Source organism: Marinobacterium maritimum (assembly GCF_039523155.1).
In the GTDB taxonomy this organism is placed as follows: Bacteria; Pseudomonadota; Gammaproteobacteria; order Pseudomonadales; family Balneatricaceae; genus Marinobacterium; species Marinobacterium maritimum.
On record NZ_BAAAET010000008.1, the window covers coordinates 1 to 22,617 of the forward strand.

Sequence of the window (22,617 nt, forward strand, 5' to 3'; positions counted from 1 at the left end):
GCTCTGTCGCTGGCCTGGGTGCCGGTGCCGGCAACACGCCGCTGGAAGTGTTCTGCGCCGTGCTGGACCGTATGGGTGTCGAGACCGGCATCGACCTGTACAAGATCATGGATGTGGCCGAAGACCGGGTGTTCCCGATCATGGATCAGCCTATCCGCGTTGACCGCGATGCGCTGACTCTGGGTTACGCCGGTGTTTACTCATCCTTCCTGCTGTTTGCTCAGCGCGCGGAGAAGAAGTACGGCATCCAGGCCCGTGACATCCTGGTCGAACTGGGCCGCCGCGGTACCGTCGGCGGTCAGGAAGACATGATCGAGGACCTGGCGCTGACCATGGCGAAAGAGAAGGGATAGATCTGAAGGTCGAGTTGCTTCTGGACGAGGAAACGAGGGAGGCAAGCATGCAGTTTACCGATAAACGTTACATCGTTACTGGCGCAGGTTCCGGCATGGGGCGTGATGTGGCGCTGGCCTTGCTGCGTGAAGGCGCTCAGGTGTTGATGGTTGGGCGCAGTGCCGCCAAGGGGGAACACTTGATGGAGGCTGCGCATTCACTGCCGGGGCGTGCCATTTTTCAGGCGGCTGATGTATCCGACCCGGCTGCCTGCAGCCTGGTCGCGGAGGCAGCCCGTGAGGCTTTCGGTGGACTTGACGGCGCATTCAACAATGCCGGTTTTCAGGAGCAATTTGCCCGTTTGCATGAAACCCCGGACGAGCTGATCGACGCCGTTCTGGCGACCAATCTCAAGGGGGTCCTGTACGGCATGAAGTATCAGCTGCCGTTGCTGCTGGAGAATGGCAAGGGTTCGATCGTCAACAACAGCTCCATTTTTGGTCTCAAGGCGATGCCGAACCTGGCTTATTACGTTGCCAGCAAGTTCGGCGTTGTCGGCGCCACCAAGGCGGCAGCGCTGGACTACGCCCGTGATGGCATCCGAATCAACGCGATCTGTCCGGGGCCGGTAAAAACGCCCAGTTACGACAAGGTGACGGGGGGCGATGATCACATGTATGACGACGGCGTACCCATGCACCGTATCGCCATGCCGGCAGAGGTAACAGACGCGGTCCTTTGGCTGCTGTCGGAGCAGTCTTCCTATGTCACCGGTGAAACCCTGTCAGTAGACGGCGGCATGTGTGCCGCCTGACCACATAAGGAAAAAAAATGAAAAAGATCCTGGTAGTGACCGCTAGCGCCCGCTATGAAGGGGCCCATAGTCGTGCCATGTCCCGGCTGTTTATCGAGAAGGCCAAGGCTCTGTTTCCAGGGGCTGAGATCATGGAGCGTGACCTGACGGCTGAACCTTTGCCCGCCGTGTCGGAAGAGATGCTGTCCGGCTTTTTCGCCAAAAATGACGCTTTGCCAGAGCGAGTTCAGGCATCGCTGAGCCTGTCCAATCGACTCAGTCAGGAGCTGCTGGCTGCAGACCTGGTCGTGATCGCCACGCCCATGTACAACTTCAACGTTCCCGCATCGCTGAAAGCCTGGATCGACCTGGTGGTGCGTCCCGGGGTCACCTTCGAAAAGGTTGCGGATGGCAAATTGAGAGGGCTGTGTCGTGGTAAAAGCGCCATGGTGCTTTGTTCCATGGGAGGTGCCTTTGCCCGGCATCACACCAATCTGGTCGAACCCTACCTGAAAATCATTGCCGACTTTATCGGTCTCGAGAAGGTGCAGTTTGCCTACATGGAAGGGACGGCACAGGCTTCGTTTGACGAGGAAGTGTCGCTGTGCCGAGTCGAGCAGGAGATCGAGCGTTTTTTACAGGAGTCCTGATCAGGACTCCTTGATATCTTCCGGCAGCGAGTAGGTCGCTGAGATGCGGCCCGCTTCATCATAGATACCGGTCAGCAGGCTGATCAGACGGGCGGCAACCACCAGCTTCTCGTCGATCTTGTCGATGCTGGCTGTCTGCTCCGTCAACAGCGTTGCGCGCAGAGTGGCATATTTGTCGACCTTGCTTTTGCCATCCTCGGTCATCGCATAGGTGTAGATCTTGCCTTGAGGCTCCTTGATCTTGGTGATTAATTCCTGGCTAACCAGTTTGCGCAGGCTGTACTGGATATTGGGAATGTCGTCACGGTTCAACAGACGGGCAATGATCGTGACAGGCTTGGGTCGGTCCTGCATGCGGATGACATGAAGGATGATCAGTTCCTGGTAGGTCAGGGAGCCCAGCCCACAAGTACTGCCCAGCTGCAGGCAAAAGCGCTGGAAAGCTTCATGGAAACGCAGCAGCGCCCATTCGAATTCTGTGGTGGCTACATCGTGCTCGGTCGCAGCAAGGTGCCAGTTACGGTATAGAGTAGTATCAGACATTAGAGTTTTCGCGTTCATATCAATAGGCCTCTGGCTTTATTATTTTTATCAGGAGGCAAGTCCTATGCCATGCGCTGATTTTGCTATAGGGTCTATTGAACTTCAAGATAAACATAGTTGATTTGCTTTTCATAATAGCACCAAGAAGGCCTCTCTTAGAAGCAAAATGCTCTGTTTCAGTGCAATCTCGGTAAGGGGTTTTATTTCTGAAATTTCTGTTTTTTCAAGATGTTATTGTGCCCCTGTTCGGGCTGGCACAATCCTGTCGACAGCCACTTGAGGCAGCGCACGTACCTGGGCTTCAGGTGCTATCCTGAGGTGGCTCCCCATCATTGAGAAAGCGATAAAGGTTGCGCCTGACCCCTGAGCGGTCACGCTGATGTCGACTTGCAGGCCGGTTTCGACCCGGTAACGCAGGGTTGCGGCCAGTGCTTTCAGATAGCGGGAGAAGCCGTTTCGCTCGTTTTCGAATGAAAACGGTTGCTCGGCATTCCCCTTGAGGTACAGCACACCGGCTTGTGCATGCAGAAGACCGGCAGCGGTTTCCTTGAGATCGCCCAGGCTTATCGGTTCATTGTCGAATCCCGATGAGGACCGGTTGCACGCTCCCTGGCCGGGAAGAGCGTCTATAAGGGAGCACAGGAAAGAGAAGTCCAGCCGACGTGTTGGCAGTATGGCAACCTGGTTGAGCAGGCACTGGTCCGTCAGCAAGTGGCTGACCTCTCCTGTACTCAGGCGGTAAGCGGCGGTGTAGATGGCCATGTGCCCTTGTCGAGACTCACCGGTGATGGACTCGATCACCTGAGGACCGGAGACGCCAATTAGGGCACAGGGATGGGCGATCTGATATTGGCAGGCACCGGCGATCAGCAGGGCACCACCAAAGCAGCCACGAGTTTCTCCTATGACTGACACTGTTTTGCATCCTGGCCGCATATTGAGGCGATGAATCAGCTTGATCGCCTGGGCAACGCCGGCCATGCCGTTCTGTGGGTCTTTCAGCGAAACCCCTGCCGAATCGATGAACAGAATGACCGTTTCCACTTCATGCTCGATACAGAGTAGCAGGAAGCGGTTCAGATCCGTTGCGGCTTGAGTGTCGAAGCTGCCGGCGCTGATATGAGGGTTGTTGCACCAGAGCGCATATTTGATGTTATTCAGGGTCCCGAAGGCTGATCGGCTGGATTCACTCAAGTGGGTTTCATGCATGACATCGAAATGGTCCAACATTGCCAAATATCGGTCCTTGTTGCCGAATTCATGTGCGGACATTTTCTATCCTCTTGATCTTATTCTTTTTATTGTTATAGCGGTGGATTGCGATGGTGCCGTTTTGCTTGAAGTGCTCGTGGTTGATTTCGACCTGGTCCAGTTCGTAGATGTAGTTCACCATCAAACCTGCGGAACTCTCGAGTCCATAAGGGCGGGTGTTGGCAAACGGGTTTATCCGGTAGATGGACGCGCCATTGCTGAGATGAAAGCGGGCAACAGGGTCGAATGGCTCGGTTCCCTTTTTGACCTGGGCCAGGTAGTAGAGCCCGACCTCCTCCAGCCATGCAGCGGTTTGCTCGTCGTTGCGTTCAAGCAGGTTGGCTTTTTCGAGCAACAGCTCGGTCAGGGAATCGACCGCGTACTGTTGCTTGAGCAACTCGGTTTTTTTACCGGCAATCGCCGTCAGTGCCTCTTCATCGATCTGTCCTTTGCCGAGCGCCAGTGTCAGAGCCGGCATGGGGGAAAGGGTGGAAAACTGCCTGATGGCGGGCCGTTGCTTCAGGATTTCCTGTACGACCTGCTTGATCAAAAAGTTGCCGAACGAGATGCCTTTTAATCCTTTCTGGCAGTTGGAGATCGAATAGAAAATGGCCGAGTCGGCTGATGGCCCCTCCTCGATGGGGGTGTCCTTGTTCAGGAAAGGGGCTACATCGCCACTGATGCCCTGGGTGTATGCAACCTGGACGAAAATGAGGGGGTCTCCCGGCAGTGCCGGATGAAAAAACGCAAAGCAGTCTCGATCAACTTCCAGCCGTCTCTTCAGCTCGTCCCAATCCTGTATTTCGTGGACCGCTTCGTATTCGATCAGTTTTTCGAGAATGTAGGCCGGTGTTTCCCAAGAGATGGATCGGAATTCCAGAAAGCCGCGATTGAACCAGCTTTGTAGCGTCGATTGCAGGTCGAGATCGACCACCTTGAGCTCCGGCTGAACACGCATGGCCTTGAGCAGGTCTTCACGCAAGGACACCAGTGAGGCGGTACCAACTCCCGGAACATTCAACAGTTCGAACAGGGCTTTTCTGCCGCCACTAAGGGCCGTGCAAAATGCCTGGTAGCTCTCGGGGGAGTTGAGTTCGGCGCACGCATGAGACAGTCGGGAAATCTGGTTGAAATCCGGTTGCAGCATCTGCAGGAAGTGAAAGAAGGCCAGCTTTTCCGCTTCTGAGGCGCTTCGGTAGCGCTGCAGAATTTCCTTGGCAATGGCCAAGGCAACAGCGTCCCCCTGGCGGCTCAACAAGTCCCGGCAGGCATCTGCGAGGGTGTCGGGAAAGGCTGGGTGGTCATGACTTTCCTGTTGCCAGATTTCTCGGCCCCGTTCTGATACCGAGTCAATAAGCTTGCTGATCCACCCCATTGTTAAGCTCCTTGGTTATGGACTCTTTAAGAGCGCGGTATTGATTCATCAGGTGTACGTGCATCACCTTGCGAGCCCGGTCAGCATCTCCCGCTTCGATCGCTTCAATGATTCTGCGATGCTCTTCGAGAGACTCTTCCAGTCGGCCCTTGACGATCAACTGCTGATGCCTTGCCAGATGAATCACTCTGGACAGGTCAAGCGTGATCTGTTCGAGCCAGCTGTTGCGGGCAATCCGTTTCAGCGCGTCATGAAAGCGGGTGTTGTCTTCGTAATAGTGGGGAATGTTGGCACCGGCAGCATGCTGCTCCAGGTTGCCATGTAACGCCTGAAGACAGCGGAGGTCTTCTCGCGTCGCTTTTTCGGCGGACAGTTGGGCACAGTAGCCCTCCAGCATGGCCATGATCGGGAAGATTTCATCCAGATCCTCAAGACTGATGGTTTTGACGAATGCGCCTTTACGGGGCACCAGCTCAACCAGACCATCAGACGCCAGCACTTTCAAAGCCTCCCTGAGCGGCGTCCGGCTAATGCCCATCTGCTGACAGAGCGCCAGTTCATCAATCCACTGCCCGGGTGATAGCTCACTGGAGTAGATCATGTGAGCCAGCATATCGGCGACCTCTTCGAAGAGGACTTTCCGCGATATCTTCTTCATATTCAATAGATCATCAATTGAAAGTTGATCGCAGTATAATTAATAATTATGCTTAATGTGAAGAAAAAATAATAAACGGGGTGTTCCATGAATCTGTTTGAATCGTTTCAGCAAGGCTTTCAACTACATAAGAACAAGGTGGCGCTAAGGGTTCCTGAGCAGGAAAGGCTGGTCTCATTCGGTGAGCTGGATGGTTTGTCTGCCCGAATGGCCCATCAGCTGGTTGGATTGGGGGTCGAGCCCGGTGATCGTGTAGCGGTTCAGGTGGATAAGAGTGTCGAGGCATTGGCACTGTATCTGGCGGTACTGCGGGCAGGAGCTATCTATCTGCCGTTGAATACGGCCTATATGCCGGAAGAACTGGCCTATTTCGTATCCAATGCCGAGCCCCGAGTGGTGGTGACCAAGCAGGCTCAGAGAGGAATTTTTGCCGGCATCCAGCAGGACAGCGGGGTGGTATTCAGCTGTGTGACACTTGAAAGTGACCGCTCTGGCAGTCTGATGCAGGAGCTGGGCAGGTACAGTGATCAGTTTGAGACGGTAGCGCGCTCAGGGGATGATATCGCCGCCATCCTGTATACATCGGGTACTACCGGGCGACCCAAGGGGGCCATGATCAGTCATGACAATCTGGCCAGTAATGCCCGTACTCTGTCCGATATTTGGGGCTGGAAAGGCAACGATGTGTTGTTGCATGCCTTGCCGATCTTCCATGTCCATGGCTTGTTCGTGGCCTGCAATATTTCGTTTATGAATGCGACCGAGATGGTCTTCCTGTCCAAATTCGATGCACAGCACGCGCTGTCTGAGTTGCCCTCATGTACTGTGATGATGGGTGTGCCGACGTTCTATACTCGCCTGCTGGGTGAAAGTGACTTCACTTCAGAGCTGTGTGTGAACATGCGCCTGTTTATCTCCGGTTCGGCGCCTTTGCTGGAAGAAACCTTCGAGGCGTTCGAGGCGCGTACCGGTCATCGCATCCTCGAGCGCTATGGCATGACCGAGACCGGCATGAATACCTCCAACCCGTTGCGTGGCGCTCGCCTGCCGGGAACGGTTGGTTTTCCGCTGCCGGGCACAGACGTTCGCGTGATGTCTGAGTCTGGGGAGCTGCTCTCCGCCGGTGAGGTGGGAAGCCTGCAGGTAAAGGGGCCTAATGTTTTTCAGGGGTACTGGCGCATGCCTGAGAAAACGGCCGCCGACTTCACCGAGGATGGCTACTTCATTACCGGTGATCTGGGCAAAATCGATGCCGAGGGCTACGTTGCCATTGTGGGTCGTGAGAAAGACCTGATTATCAGCGGCGGCTACAACATTTATCCGAAAGAGGTGGAACTCGTACTGAACGAGATTCCCGGCGTGGTCGAAACCGCCGTGTTTGCATACAAGCATGCAGACTTCGGTGAAGGTGTGGCGGTTGCCGTCGTGGCAGAGCAGGGTCAGGCCCCGAGCGAGGAACAGATAGTGTCCTACTGTCGCGACCGCCTGGCTGCCTACAAGGTGCCGCGTCGCATCATTTATCTGGCGGAGCTGCCGCGCAACACCATGGGTAAGGTGCAGAAAAACCTGCTGCGCGATGAGTATGGGCAGTAGTTTGTTCTGAGCCCTGTCGGTCCCCAGTCACTCCTGCTCCAGCAGCGCCGCCCTGTGCTGTACCGGGGTGGTGCTGCTCCAGTAGCGTGAAGCCTTCTCCGCCTGCTCGGCCAGGCGGTGAATATGGCTGAGCGCATCAAGCAGGGTGACGGACTCGGCAGGGGAAAGCTGGCTTGAGATGGTTTGATTGAGCAAGCCGTTTTTCAGGTGTTGATACTCCCGCTCCATCTCGTGCTTCATCTGATGAGTCTCGTAGCCCTGGGTGGCACTGTCTTCGCGTACTTCACAGGCATCGATCAGGTGAATGACAGCCTGCTGATAGTCATGCACGCTGGCGCGAATGCCGGAGTCCTGCAGCTGTTCGAACACCGGGTAGTATTCGGGCAGCCGGGCGGCCAGCCGGGCCATCTCGTTGAAATAACGCGCCACACGCAGCGAGATCGGCAGGGTTTCACTGATCTCGACATTCAGGTTTTGCCGCGCCAGTTCCTGGTTGAACTCGACGATACGGCCGATCAGCAGATTGAGGCTCTCGTACTGCTGTTGCAGGCGGTCGGACGCGCCCCGTTCGGCACTGATTGCTTCGCGCGACATGCGGCTGCAGATACGGCTGACACGGGCCAGCTCCATGTTGATCGCTTCCACCGCTAGGGACGGGGTGGTCAGAATGTTGCTGTCCAGGTAACGAGGCTTGGCTTCGTTTTCTTCAAGGGTACGGAAGCGCTTCTTAAGAAAGTGCACCATGCGGTCGGTCAGCGGCCACATCAGCACTACCCCGGCGATATTGAACAGGGTGTGGAACAGGGCCAGCAGGAAGACCAGGTCGAACGCTGTCGGGTCCAGTCGGTTGAGCAGCCCGCTCAGGGCGACCAGCAGCACCAGTCCGACCAGGCCGGTGAGCAGGTTGAACAGTACATGAGCGGCCGAAATTCGCTTGGCGTTGGGTGTGGCGCCGATGGAGGCCAGCAGCGCGGTAGTGGTGGTACCCACATTGGCGCCGATCACCAGAGCTGCGGCCGCGGCCAGGGAGATACTCTCGGTGTGTACCAGTGACAGTGCGATGGCGATCACCGCCGCCGATGCCTGCATCAGGAAGGTCAGCGCTATGCCGGCGATGACGAAAAGCGCCAGCGCCAGGGGGCCGGCGCCGAGTTCGGCCAGGGGCACGGAGTTGCTTAAACCATCGAAGCTGGCCCGCAGGAAATCCAGACCGATGAAGAAAATGCCGAAACCGGCGATGGCCGTGCCGATATGGGCGCGTCGGCTGTTGCCACCACTGACTCTCAGTACCATGCCGGCGCCGATCAGTGGCAGGGCAAAGGCACTGATTTTGAATTTGAAGCCGATCAATGCGACCAGCCAGCCCACCATGGTGGTGCCGATGTTGCTGCCGTAGATAATGGATACCGACTGCGCCAGAGACAGCAAGCCGGCGTTGACGAAGCCGAGGGTGGCCACGGTGACGGCACTGGATGACTGTACCAGGGCTGTGATCAGGGCGCCGGACAGGACCCCTTTCAGACGTGAGCCGGTGGCATGTTCGAGCGCTGCCTTGAGCGAGCGGCCGGCGGCCTGTTTCAGGCCATTGGTCAGCAGTTGCATCCCCAGCAGGAACAATCCTAAGCCGCCAAACAGCTGCCCCAGCATCTCCAGTGTCATTCCCTGAATATCTCCCGGTGTATTTGTCTCAAAATTAGCAGAGCCTTCCGTAGAGGTCGAGCAAGTGTTTGTCGCGGCTGAGGTTTTACCGGATCAGTGCTCAACGGCAATCGACTTGATCAGCGCCCAGAGTTGCTGCCCCGGCCGCAGCTCCAGTTGGGTCAACGCACGATGGCTGATGCTGACCGGCAGCAGATGGTCGCCGAAGCGCACCTGCACCCAGGGGCGGTCGCTGTTGGTCTGGTCGATGGACACGAGCTCTACCGGCAACTGGTTCTGCAGGCTGGTGCCGCTCAGAGGCTGTAGCGACAGGGCAATATCCTCGGCCTGAAGGCTCAGGGTCACAGTGGTGTCCTGGGCATGATCGGTTCCGGCGATCCAGATCGGTGGCAGATCCCGTCCACAGGAGATGGCACTCATGCGGTCCTGGATGTCCAGTTGAGCCACCCGACCGCGCAGCAGCGCCCGGTTACCCAGCTGAGGCAGGGTGCCCTGCTGACCGAACAGCTGAAGAGGATCCCCTTCAGCGATTACCTTGCCCTGTTGCAGGCAAACCAGATGATCTGCCAGCCGCAGCACTTCATCGACTGCGTGGGTGACGTAGATGATCGGCAAGGCGTGACGTTGCTGCAGCTGTTCAATCAGGTCCATGATCAGCCGGCGGGATTCCCGGTCCAGTGCGCTCAGGGGTTCGTCCAGCAGCAGTAGTCGTGGCCGGCTGAGCAGGGCGCGGGCCAAGGCAACGCGCTGTTTTTGGCCACCGGACAGGGTGTCAGGCTTTTGCAGTAGCAGTGGCGCCAGCTGCAGCTGATCGATCAGCAGGGAGGCGTCCAGCGGCATGCCGCCACGCCGGTAGGGAGCCGAGAAGCTCAGGTTGTCCTGCACGCTGAGGTGGGGGAAGAGGCGGGCGTCCTGAAACACCAGACCGATATCACGTCGGTTGGCGGGCAGGACGGTCCCTGTTTGACTGTCTTGCCAGCATTCGCCATGGAAGTGAATGCGGCCCTGCTGGGCCGGCTCCAGTCCGGCCAGCAGGCGCAGTAGAGTGGACTTGCCACAACCGGATGGGCCAAACAGCGCGGTAATCCCTTCGGTCTCAAGCTGCAGCTCAATATCCAGATCGAAGCCGTTATAGTGGTGTTGCACGGCGAATGTCAGGCTCATCGAATGATCTCCGCCTGCTGGCGCCGGTTGAGGCTGTAGAGCAGTAGCAGCAGGCTGATGGAAAACAGCAGCAGGCCGCCGGCCAGCCAATGGGCGCGGGCGTATTCGAGGGTCTCCACGTGGTCATAGAGGGCGATCGACAGCACCTGGGTGCTGCCCGGGATGTTGCCGCCGATCATCAATACCACGCCGAACTCGCCTACCGTATGGGCAAAACCGAGGGTGATGGCGGTGAGGAAGCTGCGTCGGCACAAAGGGATCACGATACGCCTGAAGCAGGACAGCCGGCTGGCCCCAAGCGATCGAGCGGCCTGCAGCAGCCCCTGATCAAGCTGCTCGAAGCCGCTTTGCAACGGCTGGACCACAAACGGCAGGGAATACAGGATGGAGCCGATCAGCAGTCCGGTAAAGGTAAAGGCCAGCCCGGAGCCGGTCAGCCAGTGCCAGGGCGCACCGAGGATGCCATCGGGCGCGAACGCCAGCAGCAGGTAGAAGCCCAGCACCGTCGGCGGCAGGATCAGCGGCAGTGCCACCAGAGCTTCGGGGATGACCTTCCAGCGACGGTGGGTGTGGGCCAACCACCAGGCGAAGGGCGTGCCGAGCAGCAGCAGGATCAACGTGGTCAGGCTGGCCAGCTGCAGAGTAAGCCAGAGCGCGGCGAGGTCCTGCTCAGTGGGCAGCATGGGTGATTCCTTTGCCAGGGACGTAACCGTTCTGCTCGATCAGTTGGCGGGCTTCAGCTGAGTGCAGAAACTCGATAAAGGCATCGGCCAGTGGGTTACCGGCACTGCGCTGTAGCTGGATCAACTGCTGTTCGATCGGCTGGTGCAGTTCAGGATCAACAAGCACCCATTGTGCAGGCGGAATGGACTGCTGGATCAGCTGTGCACGGGCAACCAGGCCCTGGGGTACATTGCCGCTGTGGATAAACTGGAAGGTCTGGGCGATATTGCTGCCCTGTACCTGCTGTGCCGGTTGCCAGCGGTCGAGTGCCTTCAGCACCTGCTGAGCCGCCAGACCGTAGGGGGCAGTGCGGGGGTTGGCAATGGCAAGGGGAGCGTCGAGCAGATCCTTCAGTGAGTCAGGATGCCCCTTGGGCTGCCACAGGGCCAGCTGGCCGATGGCATAGGTAAAGCGGCTGCCGGCAATGCCCGGGCCTTCCTGCTCGAGACGTTCCGGGCGGGCGCTGTCAGCGGCAAGCAGAATATCAAAGGGCGCACCCTGGCGGATCTGGGTGTAGAGCACACCGGTGGACGCGCTGCTGATGGCGATTTGATGCTGCTGCTCGGGGTCAAACTGGCGTACCAGCCGTTCCAGCGGCTGCTTGAAATTGGCCGCCACCGCCAGATTCAGACTGCCAGCCATGGCAAGGTTCGGCAGTATCAGACAAAGCGTGCAGAGCAGGCGTGTGAGCATGTGCGTCCCTGTCGTCGAAGTGTCCAGTTCAATTTAACGAACCTCTCAATTTATCGAACCTCTGGCGTTCTGGCCAGCACCCAGATATCCACTCGTTCGGCTCCGGCCTGTTTGAGCAATTCGGCCAGAGTGTTGACGGTGGTTCCCGTCGTCATCACATCGTCGACAAGGGCGATATGCCGTGCCGGCGGACGGGTGATCCTGAAGGCCTGCTGCAGATTATGACGTCGCTCGTCCAGCCCCAGCGACATCTGGTGGGGTGTACGCCGTGTTTTATTGAGGCAGGGTGTAAGCGGCAATTGCAGCTGGCGGGCCAATACCTCGGCCAGCAGTTGCGCCTGGTTGAAACCACGCTTGAGTTCACTGAGCGGGTGCATGGGAACAGCGCATAGAGCCAGTGGCCAGTCAGCTTCATACTGTTGCTGCAGGAAGGCGGCCAGCACACGGCCCAGCCAGCCCAGGTGAGCCGGTTGGCGCTGGTACTTGATGCGGGGCAGCAGTTGGCTCAGCGGGAAGTCATAGTGAAAGGCGGCCAGTGTCCGGTCGAATGCAGGCGGAGTCTGGATGCAGCGGCCGCACAGGCTGCCGGGTGGCGCTGTTGATGGCAGGGGAAGAGCGCAGCGACGGCAGCTGCCCAGTAGCCAGGGCAGGTCGCTATGGCAGTCAGTGCAGATGCCGTGATGGACGTCGCTTGTTGCTCCGCAGAGTGAACAGGAGTGGTTGAAATATACCCAGTAGTTTTTTCTGTGCATAAACATAGGTTGACAGCTCCTTCTGTCGCTTTATGATCAACAGCATACTGCAGGCACCCTATCCTTGGGTGCGCACCACCGATTATGTCACAAGGGGATTGGAGTCATGCAAAGCAACGCCGAAGTGCGTCACGACTGGACCGAGCAGGAAGTACGGGCACTGTTCGAACTGCCGATGAACGATCTGCTGTTCCAGGCACAGAGCGTGCACCGTCAGCACTTCAATCCCAACGAAGTACAGGTCAGCACGCTGCTGTCGATCAAGACCGGCTCCTGCCCGGAAGACTGCAAGTACTGCCCGCAGAGTGCCCATTACAACACCGGCCTGGAAAAGCAGCGCTTGATGGAAGTGGAAGCCGTTCTGAACAAGGCAAAGCAGGCGAAAGAGTCTGGCTCCACCCGCTTTTGCATGGGCGCTGCCTGGAAGCACCCGACTGACCGTGACATGCCTTACGTGATCGAGATGATCAAGGGCGTTAAGGCGATGGGTCTGGAAACCTGCATGACGCTGGGCATGCTGAAGGAGTCTCAGGCTGACCAGCTGGCCGAAGCCGGTCTGGACTACTACAACCACAACCTGGATACCTCGCCGGAGTTCTACGACAAGATCATCACCACCCGCACCTATGAGGACCGCCTCAACACCCTGCAGCACGTGCGCGACTCCGGCATGAAAATCTGCAGCGGCGGCATTCTGGGCATGGGGGAAACCGCCAAGGACCGCTACGGTCTGCTGATGCAGCTGGCTAACCTGCCGCAGCAGCCGGAGTCGGTGCCGATCAACATGCTGGTGAAGGTGCAGGGCACGCCACTGGAAAACGTCGACGACCTGGACCCGCTGGAGTTCATCCGCACCATCGCCGTTGCCCGCATCATGATGCCGAAGTCTCACGTGCGCCTGTCCGCCGGTCGTGAACAGATGTCCGACGAGCTGCAGTCGATGGCGTTCTTTGCCGGCGCCAACTCCATCTTCTATGGCGAGTGCCTGCTGACCACGCCAAACCCGGAAACCAACCGCGACCTGCAGCTGTTCAAGCGTCTGGGCATTCGCCCGGAGCAGCGCATCGAAGACTCCGATGCCGATCAGGAAAAGCAGCTGGCCGCCAAGATCCAGGCGCAGCAGGACGCCGAGCTGTTCGTCGACGCCTCTGCCACGCACTGAGGCGCGCCCATGTCCTTTAACGATCTGGCTGCCGCGCTCGAGGCGCGGCGGCAGGAGAACCTTTATCGCCAGCGTCGGGTGCTGGAGTCGGCCCAGGGGCCGGAAGTCAGCGTCGATGGCAAGCGTTATCTGGCGTTCTGCTCCAACGACTACCTGGGGCTGGCCAACCACTCAGAGGTGATCGCCGCGCTCAAACAGGGCGCCGATACCTACGGCGTCGGTGGCGGCGCCTCCCATCTGGTCAATGGCCATTCACAGGCGCACCATGCGCTGGAAGAGGAGTTGGCCGAGTTCACCGGCCGTGAGCGAGTGCTGCTGTTCTCCACCGGTTACATGGCCAACATCGGCGCCATCAATGCCCTGATCGACAAGCAGGACGCGGTGTTTCAGGACCGTCTCAATCATGCATCCCTGTTGGATGCAGGGCTGCTCAGCGGTGCCCGTTTCCAGCGTTACCTGCACAACGACCCCGACAGTCTGGCCCAGCGTCTGAGCCGCTCTGAGGCCCGCCGCAAGCTGGCGGTCACTGATGGCGTATTCAGCATGGATGGCGATATTGCCGACCTGCCAGAACTGAGCCGTGTCACCCGCGAGCAAGGCGGCTGGCTGATGGTCGATGATGCTCACGGCTTTGGCTGTCTGGGCGCGACCGGCGCCGGCTGTGTCGAGCACTTTGGTCTCAGTAACGACGAGGTACCTGTGCTGATCGGTACCCTGGGCAAGGGCTTTGGTACCTCGGGTGCCTTTGTTGCCGGTTCCGAGGTGTTGATCGAAACCCTGATCCAGTTCGCCCGTACCTACATCTATACCACCAGCATGTCGCCGGCCGTGGCGCAGGCCACCCGGGCCAGTCTCAAACTGGTGCAGGCGGAGAGCTGGCGTCGAGACAAGCTGGCGCAGCTGATCAAGCGGTTCCGCAGCGGATGCGAACAGCTGGGCTATGAGCTGATGGACTCGCCGACGCCGATTCAGCCGATCCTGATCGGCGATGCCGGTGAGGCGATGCGCATCAGTGCCGAGCTGGAAGCGCGAGGTATCTTCATCAGTGCCATCCGCCCGCCAACGGTACCGGCGGGTAGCTCCCGTCTGCGCGTGACCCTTAGTGCGGCCCACAGCGAAGAGCAGGTCGATTGCCTGCTGGATGCACTGGATGCCGTTCGTTCAGGTACAAAGCAGGGTGGATGCCGATGAAGCTGTGGACACACACTCAAGGCGCAGGCCCCGGTCTGGTGATGCTGCATGGCTGGGGATTGAGCTCCGCTATCTGGGGCGATTTTGCCGACCGTTTGGCCGAGCGCTACCGGGTGACGTTGATCGACCTCCCGGGGCTGGGGCGTTCTGCCCCTGCTGGTGACATGTCGCTTGAGGCCACAGTCGGTGCCTTGCTGGACGCCGCTCCCGAATGCGCTCACTGGGCGGGCTGGTCGCTGGGCGGGCAGCTGGCACTGGCGGTGGCCGCACAGGCGCCGGAACGGGTGAAAAGCTTGAGCCTGATCGCGGCCAACCCCTGTTTTGTGGCCCGAGACGACTGGCCCTGTGCCATGGCCCCCGAGGTGTTCGGTGCTTTCGTCGAGTCGCTGGCCGACAATGAAGCCAAGACGCTGCAGCGCTTTGCGGCTTTGCAGACACGCGGTTCGGTCAATGCCCGTAATGAGCTCAAGCGTCTCAAGTCAGTGATGGCCTCGACCGAGCCTCTGGCGCTGGCTTCGGCCCTGATGCTGCTGGAGTCCGACCTGCGCCTCGCATTGGCTGCTTTGAACTGCCCGACCCAGTTGATACTGGGTGCTGAAGATCAGCTGGTGCCCCAGGTGCTGGCCGCAAAAGCCAGAGCGCTGAATAACAGCCTGAATGTTCAAGTGCTGGAACATAGTGCTCATCTGCCGTTTATCAGTCATGCCGATGCGGTGTTGGAATCCATTCAACGACAGGTGGACAGTATTGATGCAGCGGGATAAGCGCAAGGTGGCCCAGGCGTTCAGCCGTGCCGCCCAGAGTTACGATTCTGTTGCTCAGTTGCAGCGCGATATCGCCGACCAGCTACTGGGCTGGCTGCCGCAACAGGTACAAGGCCGTATGCTTGACCTGGGCTGTGGTACTGGTTATGCGGCACCTTATCTGCGCGAGCGTTATCCACAGGCCCCGCTGCTGCACCTGGATCTGGCTCACGGCATGCTTACCTTTGCCCGCGAGCAGCGCCCGGTAGCAGGTGCCTTTTATATGTGCGGCGATGCCGAGCAGCTGCCGCTGGCGGATGCCAGTGTGGAACTGATCTGGTCCAGCCTGGCCGTGCAGTGGTGCGAGCAGCCTGATCGTCTGCTGGCCGAACTGGCAAGGGTACTCAAGCCGGGCGGGCGCTGCCTGCTGGCCACGCTGGGGCCAGAGACCCTGCACGAACTCAAGGGCGCCTGGGCGGCTGTCGATGACGACGTGCATGTAAACAGCTTCATGCCTTTGGCACAGTTGCTGGAACACAATACTGGCCTGAAGCTGGCCCGTTGCGAGACCGAATATAAAGTCCTTCGCTACAATCGGCTGCAGGAGTTGATGCATGAGCTCAAGGCACTGGGGGCACATAACGTCAACAGCCGCCGTGAGCAGGGGCTGAGCAGTCGTCAGCGTCTGGTTCGTCTGCTGGAAGCCTATGAACAGCAGCGCCAGGCAGATGGTACCCTGCCGGCCACCTACGAAGTCTATTATCTGGAACTGTTCAAGGAGCCCCAGTGAAAAAGCGTTTCTTTATCGCCGGTACCGATACCGATGCCGGCAAGACACTGGTTACCACCGGCCTGCTGGCCGCAGCCAATCGTCAGGGTTTGAGAACGATCGGTCTGAAACCGGTAGCGGCCGGTTGTGAGCAGACGCCGGATGGGCTGCGCAATGCCGATGCCTTGCAGCTGCAGCAGGCGGCCAGCATCAAGCTGAACTATGAACAGGTTAATCCCATTGCATTTGAGCCGCCGATCGCGCCGCATATCGCCGCCGAGCAGGAAGGGCGTAACCTCAGTGCCGATCGTCTGGCCGCCTATTGCCGCGGTGCCATGATGCAGCCGGCGGACTTGGTGCTGGTGGAAGGTGCGGGTGGCTGGCGTGTGCCCTTGAGCATGCGTGAAAGCCTGGCTCGACTGCCGCAGTTGCTGGAGCTGGACGTGATCCTTGTGGTGGGCATGAAGCTGGGCTGCATCAACCACGCCATTCTGACCGCTGAGGCGATCGCCCGTGATGGTCTGCGTCTGGCTGGCTGGGTCGCCAACCATGTGGACCCCGAGATGAGTTGCCCGGATGAAAACCTGGCAACACTGGAGAAACTGTTTCGAGCGCCGCTGCTGGGGCGGGTGCCCTGGCTGAAAGAGCCCACTGCCGATGCGGTGGCCGATCATATTGACCTGAAGCCACTTTGGGATGAGTAAAAAGTGACCAGTTTGCGGGTTTGAATTATACTGTTCATAAATGAAACACTGATGGAGTGTCAGGCAGATCTTGTCTCTGATAGTCAGGCACCTCGGTCGTGCAGTGTTCAGGCCCCAGGGATCATTAAGGAAGGTGCGACATGAATGTGACCTCCGCACAGAACAGCGGTCTGTTCAATGTAAACCGTACACTCGATAACGTGCCCAAGGCATCCGGTGATGTTCAGGGCAGTGGTCAGTCAGACAGTGCCGAGCTTGCTTCCGGCAAACCTGTCAGCGCGGCTGTTGCGGACACGACGGTTGACCGTAATACCGAAGCGGCGGCTACCAAGGTGGTTAATCAGGCCGATGAGGTACTGGGTAATCTGATCGATACCCGCGCCTGAATGGAGCGCGGGGGCTTGTTTCCCGCTTGTCAGCCATGAGTACAAATCTTTCCAGTATTTCGCCTCCCATGATGCCCATTGTCGCGCCCGGCAGTGGGCTTGCGCCCGTGGCTGCTGCCCGCGAAGACACCGACCCTTCCACCTCCGCGCAGGTTGAACAGCCTGAGCGGGGGGGGCGCTCTGACGCAACGTCGGAAGAGGCCTCGAAAAGCCCATCGTCGCGTGAAGCTTCCAGTGAGCGTGCACAGCAGCTGCAGGATCAGCAGATACTGCGTCAGCTCAGTGCTCGAGACAGTGAAGTGCGTCAGCACGAGATGGCACACCAGGCGGCGGGTGGTGGCCACACGGGGGCGGTCTCTTACACCTTTCAACGCGGGCCTGACGGGCGGATGTATGCGGTGGGTGGTGAGGTCAGTATCGATACCTCGGCGGTGAGTGGCGACCCGCGGGCTACGCTGGAAAAAGCCGAAACGATTATCCGCGCGGCAATGGCGCCGGCGGAACCTTCCTCCCAGGATCATCGGGTTGCGGCCAGTGCCCGTGCCATGGCGGCCGAAGCCCGGGCGGAGTTGGCACGGATGGAAGAGGATGAACGGACTGAGGCGGCCGAGTCCGATGACATGGAGTCCGATCAAAGCGCCGAGACTGAGTCAGCGTCTTCTGTTGATAAGTCCGGGTCTTCCGTGAATGATGCCGACTCCCGGGCCTTTTCTTCGGCTACCGGTCCGCAACCGCTGAATGCTGTCCAGCAGCAACTGGTCGACACGGGCGTCTACACCTCACTTTACCCTTCCGGCTCTCTGGTTAATCTGCAGGCCTGATCCTGTTCAGGCACCGAGAAAGTTATCCACCAGCCGGGTGAAGATGGCCGGCTTTTCCACATGGGGCAGGTGCCCGGCGCCCGCAATAATCTTGAAACCCGCGTTGGGAAAGAGTTGCTGAATCGGCTGCTGGTGTTCCGCCAGCAGGTAGTCGGATTCGCCACCCTTGATGAACAGCACCGGGCCGGTATAGGCCTCGCCTTCCGGGGCTGCGGCAATCTCGGGGTACTGCTGTTCCAGTACCGGCAGGTTCATGCGCCAGGCAAACTGCTTGTGCTCGTTGCGATAGAGGTTTTTCAGCAGGAAGGCCCGAGTCGCGGCGGAATCCACATACTCGCTTAGCGTGCGATCCGCCTCGCTGCGGCTTTTCAGCTGGGGCAGGTCGATCTGGTTAAGGCCTTCGATCACCTCATTATGGTTCGGCGGGTAGCGCACGGGGGCGATATCGACCACGATCAGTCGTTCCACCCGTTCGGGGTGGTCCAGCGCAAACTGCATGGCGGCCTTGCCACCCATGGAGTGACCCATCAGGTTGATGCGCTCCAGCTGCAGATGATCCAGCAGCTCCAGCAGATCGTTGCTCATTGCTCGGTAATTCATTTCGTCGCTATGCGGCGAGCGGCCGTGGTTGCGCAGATCAGCGGCGATCACATCGAAGTGCTCGCTCAACGTTTTGATCTGGGCGCCCCAGTTTTCCAGGGTGCCGAACAGGCCGTGCAGAATCACCAGGGGCTCGCCCTGGCCGTGGCGTTGAAAGTGCAGCAACATGATAAAGGTCTCTCGGTCGATTAGACTCGGACGGACAGACGGGGCGCCTTGAGGCGCCCCGAATGGATCAGAGGATGTCGATCAGCTCAACATCGAAGACCAGGGTAGAGTAGGGCGGGATACCGCCCGGGGAACCCTGGGCGCCGTAGGCCAGCTGGTAGGGCACATACAGACGCCATTTGGCACCCTTGCTCATCAGCTGCAGGGCTTCGGTCCAGCCAGCGATCACGCCGCCGACCGGGAACTCGGCCGGCTGGCCGCGCTCGTAGGAGCTGTCGAATACCTTGCCGTCGATGAAAGTGCCGTGGTAATGCGTACGCACCTTGCTCTGGGCCGTCGGCTTTTCACCCTCTTCTTCACCGGCGGTGATTACTTCGTACTGCAGGCCGGATTCCAGTGTGATTACGCCGTCGCGCTTGGCGTTATCGGCCAGGAACTGCTCGCCGGCTGCGGCGGCTTCCTTGGCCTGGGCTTCCTGGGCTTCGCGCATGCGCTGGGTGATTTCGTTGAAAGCGGCCTGAATCTGTTCAGCCGGGACGCGCAGCGCTTCGCCGTGGAAGGAGTCGCGCAGGCCGGTGATGACGGCTTCAACATCAACGCCATCGAAGCTGCCCTGAGCCAGCTGGTCGCCCATCTGGCGGCCGATGCCGTAGCTGGCGCGCTGTTCTGTGGTTTCAAAAACCTGTTCTGACATAATCTTTGCCTGTCTGTTTGGGGTGTTCGTATTGGCAGGCTGTCGAAAACCCATCTGCGTTGCCGAATGTTTCGTTAAAACAGGCCCGGCTGCCTTGATGATGTTTTTCAACAACCTGTTGGAGTTTGCAAAGGGCCGTGATCCTACCACAGCTGGCGTGGTGGATCAGTCGGCATAACCGTCGACGGTACAGATCAGCGTGCCCTGATGCAGGCGGGCGTTGATCTGATCGCCGGGGCTGACCTGCTCCTGCCGGGTGATCGCCTGGCCGTTTTGGTCCTGTACAATCGCATAGCCGCGCTCCAGTGTGGCCAGCGGGCTGACGCCGTGCAGCTGGCGTGCCTGAAACTGCAGTTGTTGACGCCGTTGCTGCAGCAGCAGTTCTATGCCGTGTTGCAAGCGCTGCTGCAGCGGGGCCAGTTGCTGCTGCTTGCGCTCAAGCAGGCGCGACGGTGAGCTGCGTTGTAGTCGCTGATGCAGGGCTTCCAGGCGTTGAGCACTTTGTTGCAGGCGCAGGTTCAGGGCGCGTTGCAGTCGAAGTTCCAGCTGATCGAGTCGCTGTGATTGCTCACGCAGCCGTTCGCCAGGGTGACGCAGGCGGGCACGCAGATGTTCCAATCGGGCGCGGTGCTGGTCCAGGGTACGCAGCGTCTGGCGTGACAGCCGCTGACGCAGTACTTGTAGTTGTTGCTGCAGCTGGCTTTGGTCGGGGCTGAGCAGCTCGGCGGCCGCCGAGGGCGTTGGTGCGCGCAGGTCGGCCACCAGGTCGCTGATCGAAATATCGACCTCATGTCCGACTGCCGATACCACCGGAATGCCGGAAGCGGCGATGGCGCGGGCAACGCTCTCCTCGTTGAACGGCCAGAGATCCTCCAGTGAGCCGCCGCCACGGCCAACGATCAGAGCGTCGCAGCGGCCGTCGCGGTTAGCCAGTTCAATGGCGCGCACAATCTGCGGCGCAGCCTCGTTGCCCTGAACGGCGGTGGGGTAGAGAGCTACCGGCAGCAATGGGCAGCGGCGCTGTAACACTTGCAGAATATCGTGAATCGCCGCCCCTGTGGGCGAGGTGATCACACCGATATGACGCGCCGGGCTGGGCAGAGGGCGCTTGCGCGTGGCATCAAAAAGGCCTTCCTGGCTGAGTTGCAGCTTCAGCCGCTCGAAGGCTTGCTGCAGGCGGCCCTGACCGCTTTCCTGCATCTGTTCGCAGATCAGCTGGAAGTCCCCGCGCCCCTCGTACAGACTGACCTTGGCCATTACCACCACCTGGTCACCCTCCTTGGGGCGGAAGCGAACCTGCTGGTTGCGGCCGCGGAACATGGCACAGCGCACCTGGGCGCGGTCATCCTTGAGGGTGAAGTACCAATGGCCTGAAGAGGGGCGGGCCAGGTTGCTGATTTCGCCTTCGACCTGCAGGGTCATGAAGGAGTGTTCCAGCAGGGATTTGACCTGGCGGTTAAGCTCGCTGACGCTGATTGCGCTGCGGTTACGGGGCGGCATGCTTCTATTCATGCGGACATCTTAAACGACCCCGTTACTAATGGCATCCATCGTCATTCTCGATTGTTGTTCGGACTGATTTCATGTATACTTTCTCGTTTAATTTTTCACGGAAATACGGGCTGGTTCAGTATGTTGCGAATCGTTGAAGAAGCGCTTACTTTTGATGATGTTTTGCTGGTGCCGGGATACTCTGAAGTACTCCCGAAAGACGTCTCGCTGAAAACCCGCCTGACCAAGGGTATCGAACTGAACATTCCGCTGGTGTCAGCGGCGATGGATACGGTGACCGAATCCCGTCTGGCGATCGCCATGGCTCAGGAAGGCGGCATCGGTATTATCCACAAGAACCTCACCCTCGAGCAGCAGGCCGAAGAAGTTCGCCGCGTGAAGAAGTACGAAGCGGGTGTGGTAACCGATCCGGTAACCTGCAGCTCCGATACGACTGTACGCGAGATCATTGATCTGTCGAGCCAGCTGAACTTCTCCGGTTTTCCGGTTGTCGACAACGGTGAGCTGGTCGGTATCGTTACCAGCCGTGACGTGCGTTTCGAGCACGATCTGGATGCCAAGGTTTCCACCATCATGACGCCGAAGGATCGTCTGGTCACTGCCAAAGAAGGTGAAGACCAGGAAGTGATTCGCGAACTGCTGCGTCGTCATCGCATCGAGAAGATCCTGCTGGTTGACGATAACTTCGCGCTGCGCGGCATGATGACCGTGAAGGACATGAACAAGGCCCAGGCTTTCCCGCGGGCTGCCAAGGATAGCCGTGGTCGCCTGATCGTCGGTGCCGCCGTTGGTACTGGTCCGGAAACGCCTGATCGTGTTGCGGCGCTGGTAGCCGCCGGTGTTGACCTGGTTGTGGTGGACACTGCGCACGGCCACTCCAAGGGTGTGATCGACCGTGTTCGTTGGGTCAAGCAGAACTTCCCGCAGGTGCAGGTGGTGGGTGGCAACATCGCGACCGCTGAAGCGGCTGTGGCGCTGGCGGAAGCGGGTGCAGACGGCGTCAAGGTCGGTATCGGCCCGGGTTCCATCTGTACTACACGTATCGTGGCCGGTGTCGGTGTGCCGCAGATCTCTGCCGTTGCCAACGTGGCTGCAGCGCTGCGTGAGCACGGTGTACCGTTGATCGCGGACGGTGGCATTCGCTTCTCCGGCGATCTGGCCAAGGCGATCGCGGCGGGTGCCTCTGCTGTCATGGTTGGTTCCATGCTGGCAGGTACCGACGAAGCGCCGGGTGAAGTCGAACTGTTCCAGGGCCGTGCGTTCAAGTCCTACCGCGGTATGGGCTCTCTGGGTGCCATGTCCGGTCTGACCGGCTCTTCCGACCGTTACTTCCAGGATGCCAAAGAAGGTGCCGAGAAGCTGGTGCCGGAAGGCATCGAAGGTCGCGTACCCTGCAAGGGCCCGATGGGTGGCGTACTGCACCAGCTGATGGGCGGTCTGCGTGCTTCCATGGGCTACACTGGCTGTGCCACTGTTGAAGAGATGCGCAACAAGCCGAAGTTCGTGCGCATCACCAACGCCGGTATCACCGAGAGCCACGTGCACGACGTCAGCATCACCAAGGAAGCGCCCAACTACCGTGTGGGCTGAGCAGATTAAATACTAACCAGTAAGTGGGGCGTCAGACTGCCCCACTTTTTGTTTGCGCCGCCTGGCGGCCAGCATTCGGTGGAGTCACTG

Annotated in this window: 23 protein-coding genes and 1 pseudogene; 12 read left to right on the plus strand and 12 right to left on the minus strand. The window is 59.1% G+C overall.

From position 1 onward, the window contains the following. The 3 genes and pseudogenes from ABD013_RS17660 to ABD013_RS17670 form a co-directional block, all read left to right on the plus strand. Positions 1 to 353: pseudogene (locus ABD013_RS17660) on the plus strand (4-hydroxy-2-oxovalerate aldolase); the annotation flags it as partial. A gap of 47 nt (positions 354 to 400) precedes the next feature. Continuing rightward, on the plus strand, positions 401 to 1,147 hold the full coding sequence (locus ABD013_RS17665) for an SDR family NAD(P)-dependent oxidoreductase (protein WP_343808988.1): 747 nt from the start codon (positions 401 to 403) through the stop codon (positions 1,145 to 1,147). Positions 1,148 to 1,164: 17 nt separating this feature from the next. Next, a complete protein-coding gene (locus tag ABD013_RS17670; protein WP_343808989.1) occupies positions 1,165 to 1,776 on the plus strand; it encodes an FMN-dependent NADH-azoreductase in 612 nt (203 codons plus the stop codon). On the opposite strand, the gene ABD013_RS17675 is transcribed toward ABD013_RS17670, so the two are convergent. From ABD013_RS17675 to ABD013_RS17690, 4 genes are all read right to left on the minus strand, one after another. Further along, a complete protein-coding gene (locus tag ABD013_RS17675; RefSeq protein WP_343808990.1) occupies positions 1,777 to 2,319 on the minus strand; it encodes a winged helix DNA-binding protein in 543 nt (180 codons plus the stop codon). Between the two features lie 231 nt (positions 2,320 to 2,550). Next, complete coding sequence (locus ABD013_RS17680; protein ID WP_343808991.1) at positions 2,551 to 3,591, minus strand: Clp protease/crotonase-like domain-containing protein; 1,041 nt, start codon at positions 3,589 to 3,591, stop codon at positions 2,551 to 2,553. Continuing rightward, on the minus strand, positions 3,578 to 4,945 hold the full coding sequence (locus ABD013_RS17685; protein WP_343808992.1) for a malonyl-CoA decarboxylase domain-containing protein: 1,368 nt from the start codon (positions 4,943 to 4,945) through the stop codon (positions 3,578 to 3,580). The genes ABD013_RS17680 and ABD013_RS17685 overlap by 14 nt, the downstream gene beginning before the upstream one ends. After that, positions 4,920 to 5,603, minus strand: a complete 684-nt coding sequence (locus tag ABD013_RS17690; RefSeq protein WP_343808993.1) for a GntR family transcriptional regulator — start codon at positions 5,601 to 5,603, stop codon at positions 4,920 to 4,922. The genes ABD013_RS17685 and ABD013_RS17690 overlap by 26 nt, the downstream gene beginning before the upstream one ends. Before the next feature lie 87 nt (positions 5,604 to 5,690). Here ABD013_RS17690 and ABD013_RS17695 point away from each other — a divergent pair, with 87 nt between their 5' ends. Then, a complete protein-coding gene (locus tag ABD013_RS17695; protein WP_343808994.1) occupies positions 5,691 to 7,196 on the plus strand; it encodes a malonate--CoA ligase in 1,506 nt (501 codons plus the stop codon). A gap of 27 nt (positions 7,197 to 7,223) precedes the next feature. On the opposite strand, the gene ABD013_RS17700 is transcribed toward ABD013_RS17695, so the two are convergent. The 5 genes from ABD013_RS17700 to ABD013_RS17720 form a co-directional block, all read right to left on the minus strand. Further along, positions 7,224 to 8,855 carry a Na/Pi cotransporter family protein gene (locus ABD013_RS17700; RefSeq protein ID WP_343808995.1) on the minus strand — a complete coding sequence of 544 codons (1,632 nt, stop codon included), beginning with the start codon at positions 8,853 to 8,855 and terminating at the stop codon, positions 7,224 to 7,226. A 93-nt stretch (positions 8,856 to 8,948) separates the two neighbouring features. Further along, positions 8,949 to 10,019, minus strand: a complete 1,071-nt coding sequence (gene modC / locus ABD013_RS17705) for a molybdenum ABC transporter ATP-binding protein (protein WP_343808996.1) — start codon at positions 10,017 to 10,019, stop codon at positions 8,949 to 8,951. Then, positions 10,016 to 10,702 carry a molybdate ABC transporter permease subunit gene (modB, locus tag ABD013_RS17710; RefSeq protein ID WP_343808997.1) on the minus strand — a complete coding sequence of 229 codons (687 nt, stop codon included), beginning with the start codon at positions 10,700 to 10,702 and terminating at the stop codon, positions 10,016 to 10,018. Before modB ends, modC begins: the two co-directional genes overlap by 4 nt. Further along, positions 10,689 to 11,435 (minus strand): molybdate ABC transporter substrate-binding protein, encoded by a 747-nt coding sequence (modA, locus tag ABD013_RS17715; RefSeq protein WP_343808998.1) that lies wholly within the window; start codon positions 11,433 to 11,435, stop codon positions 10,689 to 10,691. Before modA ends, modB begins: the two co-directional genes overlap by 14 nt. A 50-nt stretch (positions 11,436 to 11,485) precedes the next feature. Further along, positions 11,486 to 12,193 (minus strand): ComFC family protein, encoded by a 708-nt coding sequence (locus ABD013_RS17720; protein ID WP_343808999.1) that lies wholly within the window; start codon positions 12,191 to 12,193, stop codon positions 11,486 to 11,488. Positions 12,194 to 12,293: 100 nt separating this feature from the next. Between ABD013_RS17720 and bioB the strand changes: the two genes are divergently transcribed. The 7 genes from bioB to ABD013_RS17755 all read left to right on the plus strand — a co-directional run bounded on the left by bioB (position 12,294) and on the right by ABD013_RS17755 (position 17,963). Next, entirely contained in the window at positions 12,294 to 13,349 is a 1,056-nt protein-coding gene (bioB, locus tag ABD013_RS17725; protein ID WP_343809000.1) for a biotin synthase BioB, read from the plus strand. A gap of 9 nt (positions 13,350 to 13,358) precedes the next feature. Further along, positions 13,359 to 14,540, plus strand: a complete 1,182-nt coding sequence (bioF, locus tag ABD013_RS17730) for an 8-amino-7-oxononanoate synthase (protein ID WP_343809001.1) — start codon at positions 13,359 to 13,361, stop codon at positions 14,538 to 14,540. Next, the gene (gene bioH, locus ABD013_RS17735; protein ID WP_343809002.1) at positions 14,537 to 15,304 is read left to right on the plus strand and encodes a pimeloyl-ACP methyl ester esterase BioH; all 768 of its coding nucleotides are present in this window, start codon (positions 14,537 to 14,539) and stop codon (positions 15,302 to 15,304) included. The genes bioF and bioH overlap by 4 nt, the downstream gene beginning before the upstream one ends. Next, positions 15,291 to 16,073, plus strand: a complete 783-nt coding sequence (gene bioC / locus ABD013_RS17740; protein ID WP_343809003.1) for a malonyl-ACP O-methyltransferase BioC — start codon at positions 15,291 to 15,293, stop codon at positions 16,071 to 16,073. The genes bioH and bioC overlap by 14 nt, the downstream gene beginning before the upstream one ends. After that, complete coding sequence (gene bioD, locus ABD013_RS17745; protein ID WP_343809004.1) at positions 16,070 to 16,756, plus strand: dethiobiotin synthase; 687 nt, start codon at positions 16,070 to 16,072, stop codon at positions 16,754 to 16,756. Before bioC ends, bioD begins: the two co-directional genes overlap by 4 nt. Positions 16,757 to 16,896: 140 nt before the next feature. After that, entirely contained in the window at positions 16,897 to 17,142 is a 246-nt protein-coding gene (locus ABD013_RS17750) for a hypothetical protein (RefSeq protein ID WP_343809005.1), read from the plus strand. A gap of 35 nt (positions 17,143 to 17,177) precedes the next feature. Then, positions 17,178 to 17,963, plus strand: a complete 786-nt coding sequence (locus ABD013_RS17755; RefSeq protein WP_343809006.1) for a putative metalloprotease CJM1_0395 family protein — start codon at positions 17,178 to 17,180, stop codon at positions 17,961 to 17,963. Positions 17,964 to 17,969: 6 nt separating this feature from the next. On the opposite strand, the gene ABD013_RS17760 is transcribed toward ABD013_RS17755, so the two are convergent. From ABD013_RS17760 to xseA, 3 genes are all read right to left on the minus strand, one after another. Further along, positions 17,970 to 18,731 carry an alpha/beta fold hydrolase gene (locus tag ABD013_RS17760; RefSeq protein ID WP_343809007.1) on the minus strand — a complete coding sequence of 254 codons (762 nt, stop codon included), beginning with the start codon at positions 18,729 to 18,731 and terminating at the stop codon, positions 17,970 to 17,972. Positions 18,732 to 18,798: 67 nt separating this feature from the next. Continuing rightward, positions 18,799 to 19,425, minus strand: a complete 627-nt coding sequence (gene bamJ / locus ABD013_RS17765) for a BamJ family beta-barrel-assembly machinery protein (RefSeq protein WP_343809008.1) — start codon at positions 19,423 to 19,425, stop codon at positions 18,799 to 18,801. A gap of 165 nt (positions 19,426 to 19,590) precedes the next feature. Continuing rightward, positions 19,591 to 20,937: an exodeoxyribonuclease VII large subunit gene (gene xseA, locus ABD013_RS17770; RefSeq protein WP_343809009.1), complete on the minus strand. Its 1,347-nt coding sequence runs from the start codon at positions 20,935 to 20,937 to the stop codon at positions 19,591 to 19,593. A gap of 120 nt (positions 20,938 to 21,057) precedes the next feature. Here xseA and guaB point away from each other — a divergent pair, with 120 nt between their 5' ends. Further along, positions 21,058 to 22,527, plus strand: coding sequence for an IMP dehydrogenase (gene guaB, locus ABD013_RS17775; RefSeq protein WP_343809010.1), 1,470 nt, complete (start codon positions 21,058 to 21,060; stop codon positions 22,525 to 22,527). Positions 22,528 to 22,617 lie beyond the last annotated feature (90 nt).

Coding starts and splice junctions, on each gene's coding strand:
- ABD013_RS17685 (WP_343808992.1), bottom strand. CDS start 4,945: ATGGGGTGGATCAGCAAGCTTATTGACTCGGTATCAGAACGGGGCCGA.
- bamJ (WP_343809008.1), bottom strand. CDS start 19,425: ATGTCAGAACAGGTTTTTGAAACCACAGAACAGCGCGCCAGCTACGGC.
- modA (WP_343808998.1), bottom strand. CDS start 11,435: ATGCTCACACGCCTGCTCTGCACGCTTTGTCTGATACTGCCGAACCTT.
- ABD013_RS17675 (WP_343808990.1), bottom strand. CDS start 2,319: ATGTCTGATACTACTCTATACCGTAACTGGCACCTTGCTGCGACCGAG.
- xseA (WP_343809009.1), bottom strand. CDS start 20,937: ATGAATAGAAGCATGCCGCCCCGTAACCGCAGCGCAATCAGCGTCAGC.
- modC (WP_343808996.1), bottom strand. CDS start 10,019: ATGAGCCTGACATTCGCCGTGCAACACCACTATAACGGCTTCGATCTG.
- ABD013_RS17700 (WP_343808995.1), bottom strand. CDS start 8,855: ATGACACTGGAGATGCTGGGGCAGCTGTTTGGCGGCTTAGGATTGTTC.
- bioB (WP_343809000.1), top strand. CDS start 12,294: ATGCAAAGCAACGCCGAAGTGCGTCACGACTGGACCGAGCAGGAAGTA.
- ABD013_RS17670 (WP_343808989.1), top strand. CDS start 1,165: ATGAAAAAGATCCTGGTAGTGACCGCTAGCGCCCGCTATGAAGGGGCC.
- ABD013_RS17690 (WP_343808993.1), bottom strand. CDS start 5,603: ATGAAGAAGATATCGCGGAAAGTCCTCTTCGAAGAGGTCGCCGATATG.
- ABD013_RS17750 (WP_343809005.1), top strand. CDS start 16,897: ATGAATGTGACCTCCGCACAGAACAGCGGTCTGTTCAATGTAAACCGT.
- ABD013_RS17760 (WP_343809007.1), bottom strand. CDS start 18,731: ATGTTGCTGCACTTTCAACGCCACGGCCAGGGCGAGCCCCTGGTGATT.
- ABD013_RS17755 (WP_343809006.1), top strand. CDS start 17,178: ATGAGTACAAATCTTTCCAGTATTTCGCCTCCCATGATGCCCATTGTC.
- ABD013_RS17695 (WP_343808994.1), top strand. CDS start 5,691: ATGAATCTGTTTGAATCGTTTCAGCAAGGCTTTCAACTACATAAGAAC.
- bioF (WP_343809001.1), top strand. CDS start 13,359: ATGTCCTTTAACGATCTGGCTGCCGCGCTCGAGGCGCGGCGGCAGGAG.
- ABD013_RS17720 (WP_343808999.1), bottom strand. CDS start 12,193: ATGTTTATGCACAGAAAAAACTACTGGGTATATTTCAACCACTCCTGT.
- bioC (WP_343809003.1), top strand. CDS start 15,291: ATGCAGCGGGATAAGCGCAAGGTGGCCCAGGCGTTCAGCCGTGCCGCC.
- ABD013_RS17665 (WP_343808988.1), top strand. CDS start 401: ATGCAGTTTACCGATAAACGTTACATCGTTACTGGCGCAGGTTCCGGC.
- ABD013_RS17680 (WP_343808991.1), bottom strand. CDS start 3,591: ATGTCCGCACATGAATTCGGCAACAAGGACCGATATTTGGCAATGTTG.
- bioH (WP_343809002.1), top strand. CDS start 14,537: ATGAAGCTGTGGACACACACTCAAGGCGCAGGCCCCGGTCTGGTGATG.
- modB (WP_343808997.1), bottom strand. CDS start 10,702: ATGCTGCCCACTGAGCAGGACCTCGCCGCGCTCTGGCTTACTCTGCAG.
- guaB (WP_343809010.1), top strand. CDS start 21,058: ATGTTGCGAATCGTTGAAGAAGCGCTTACTTTTGATGATGTTTTGCTG.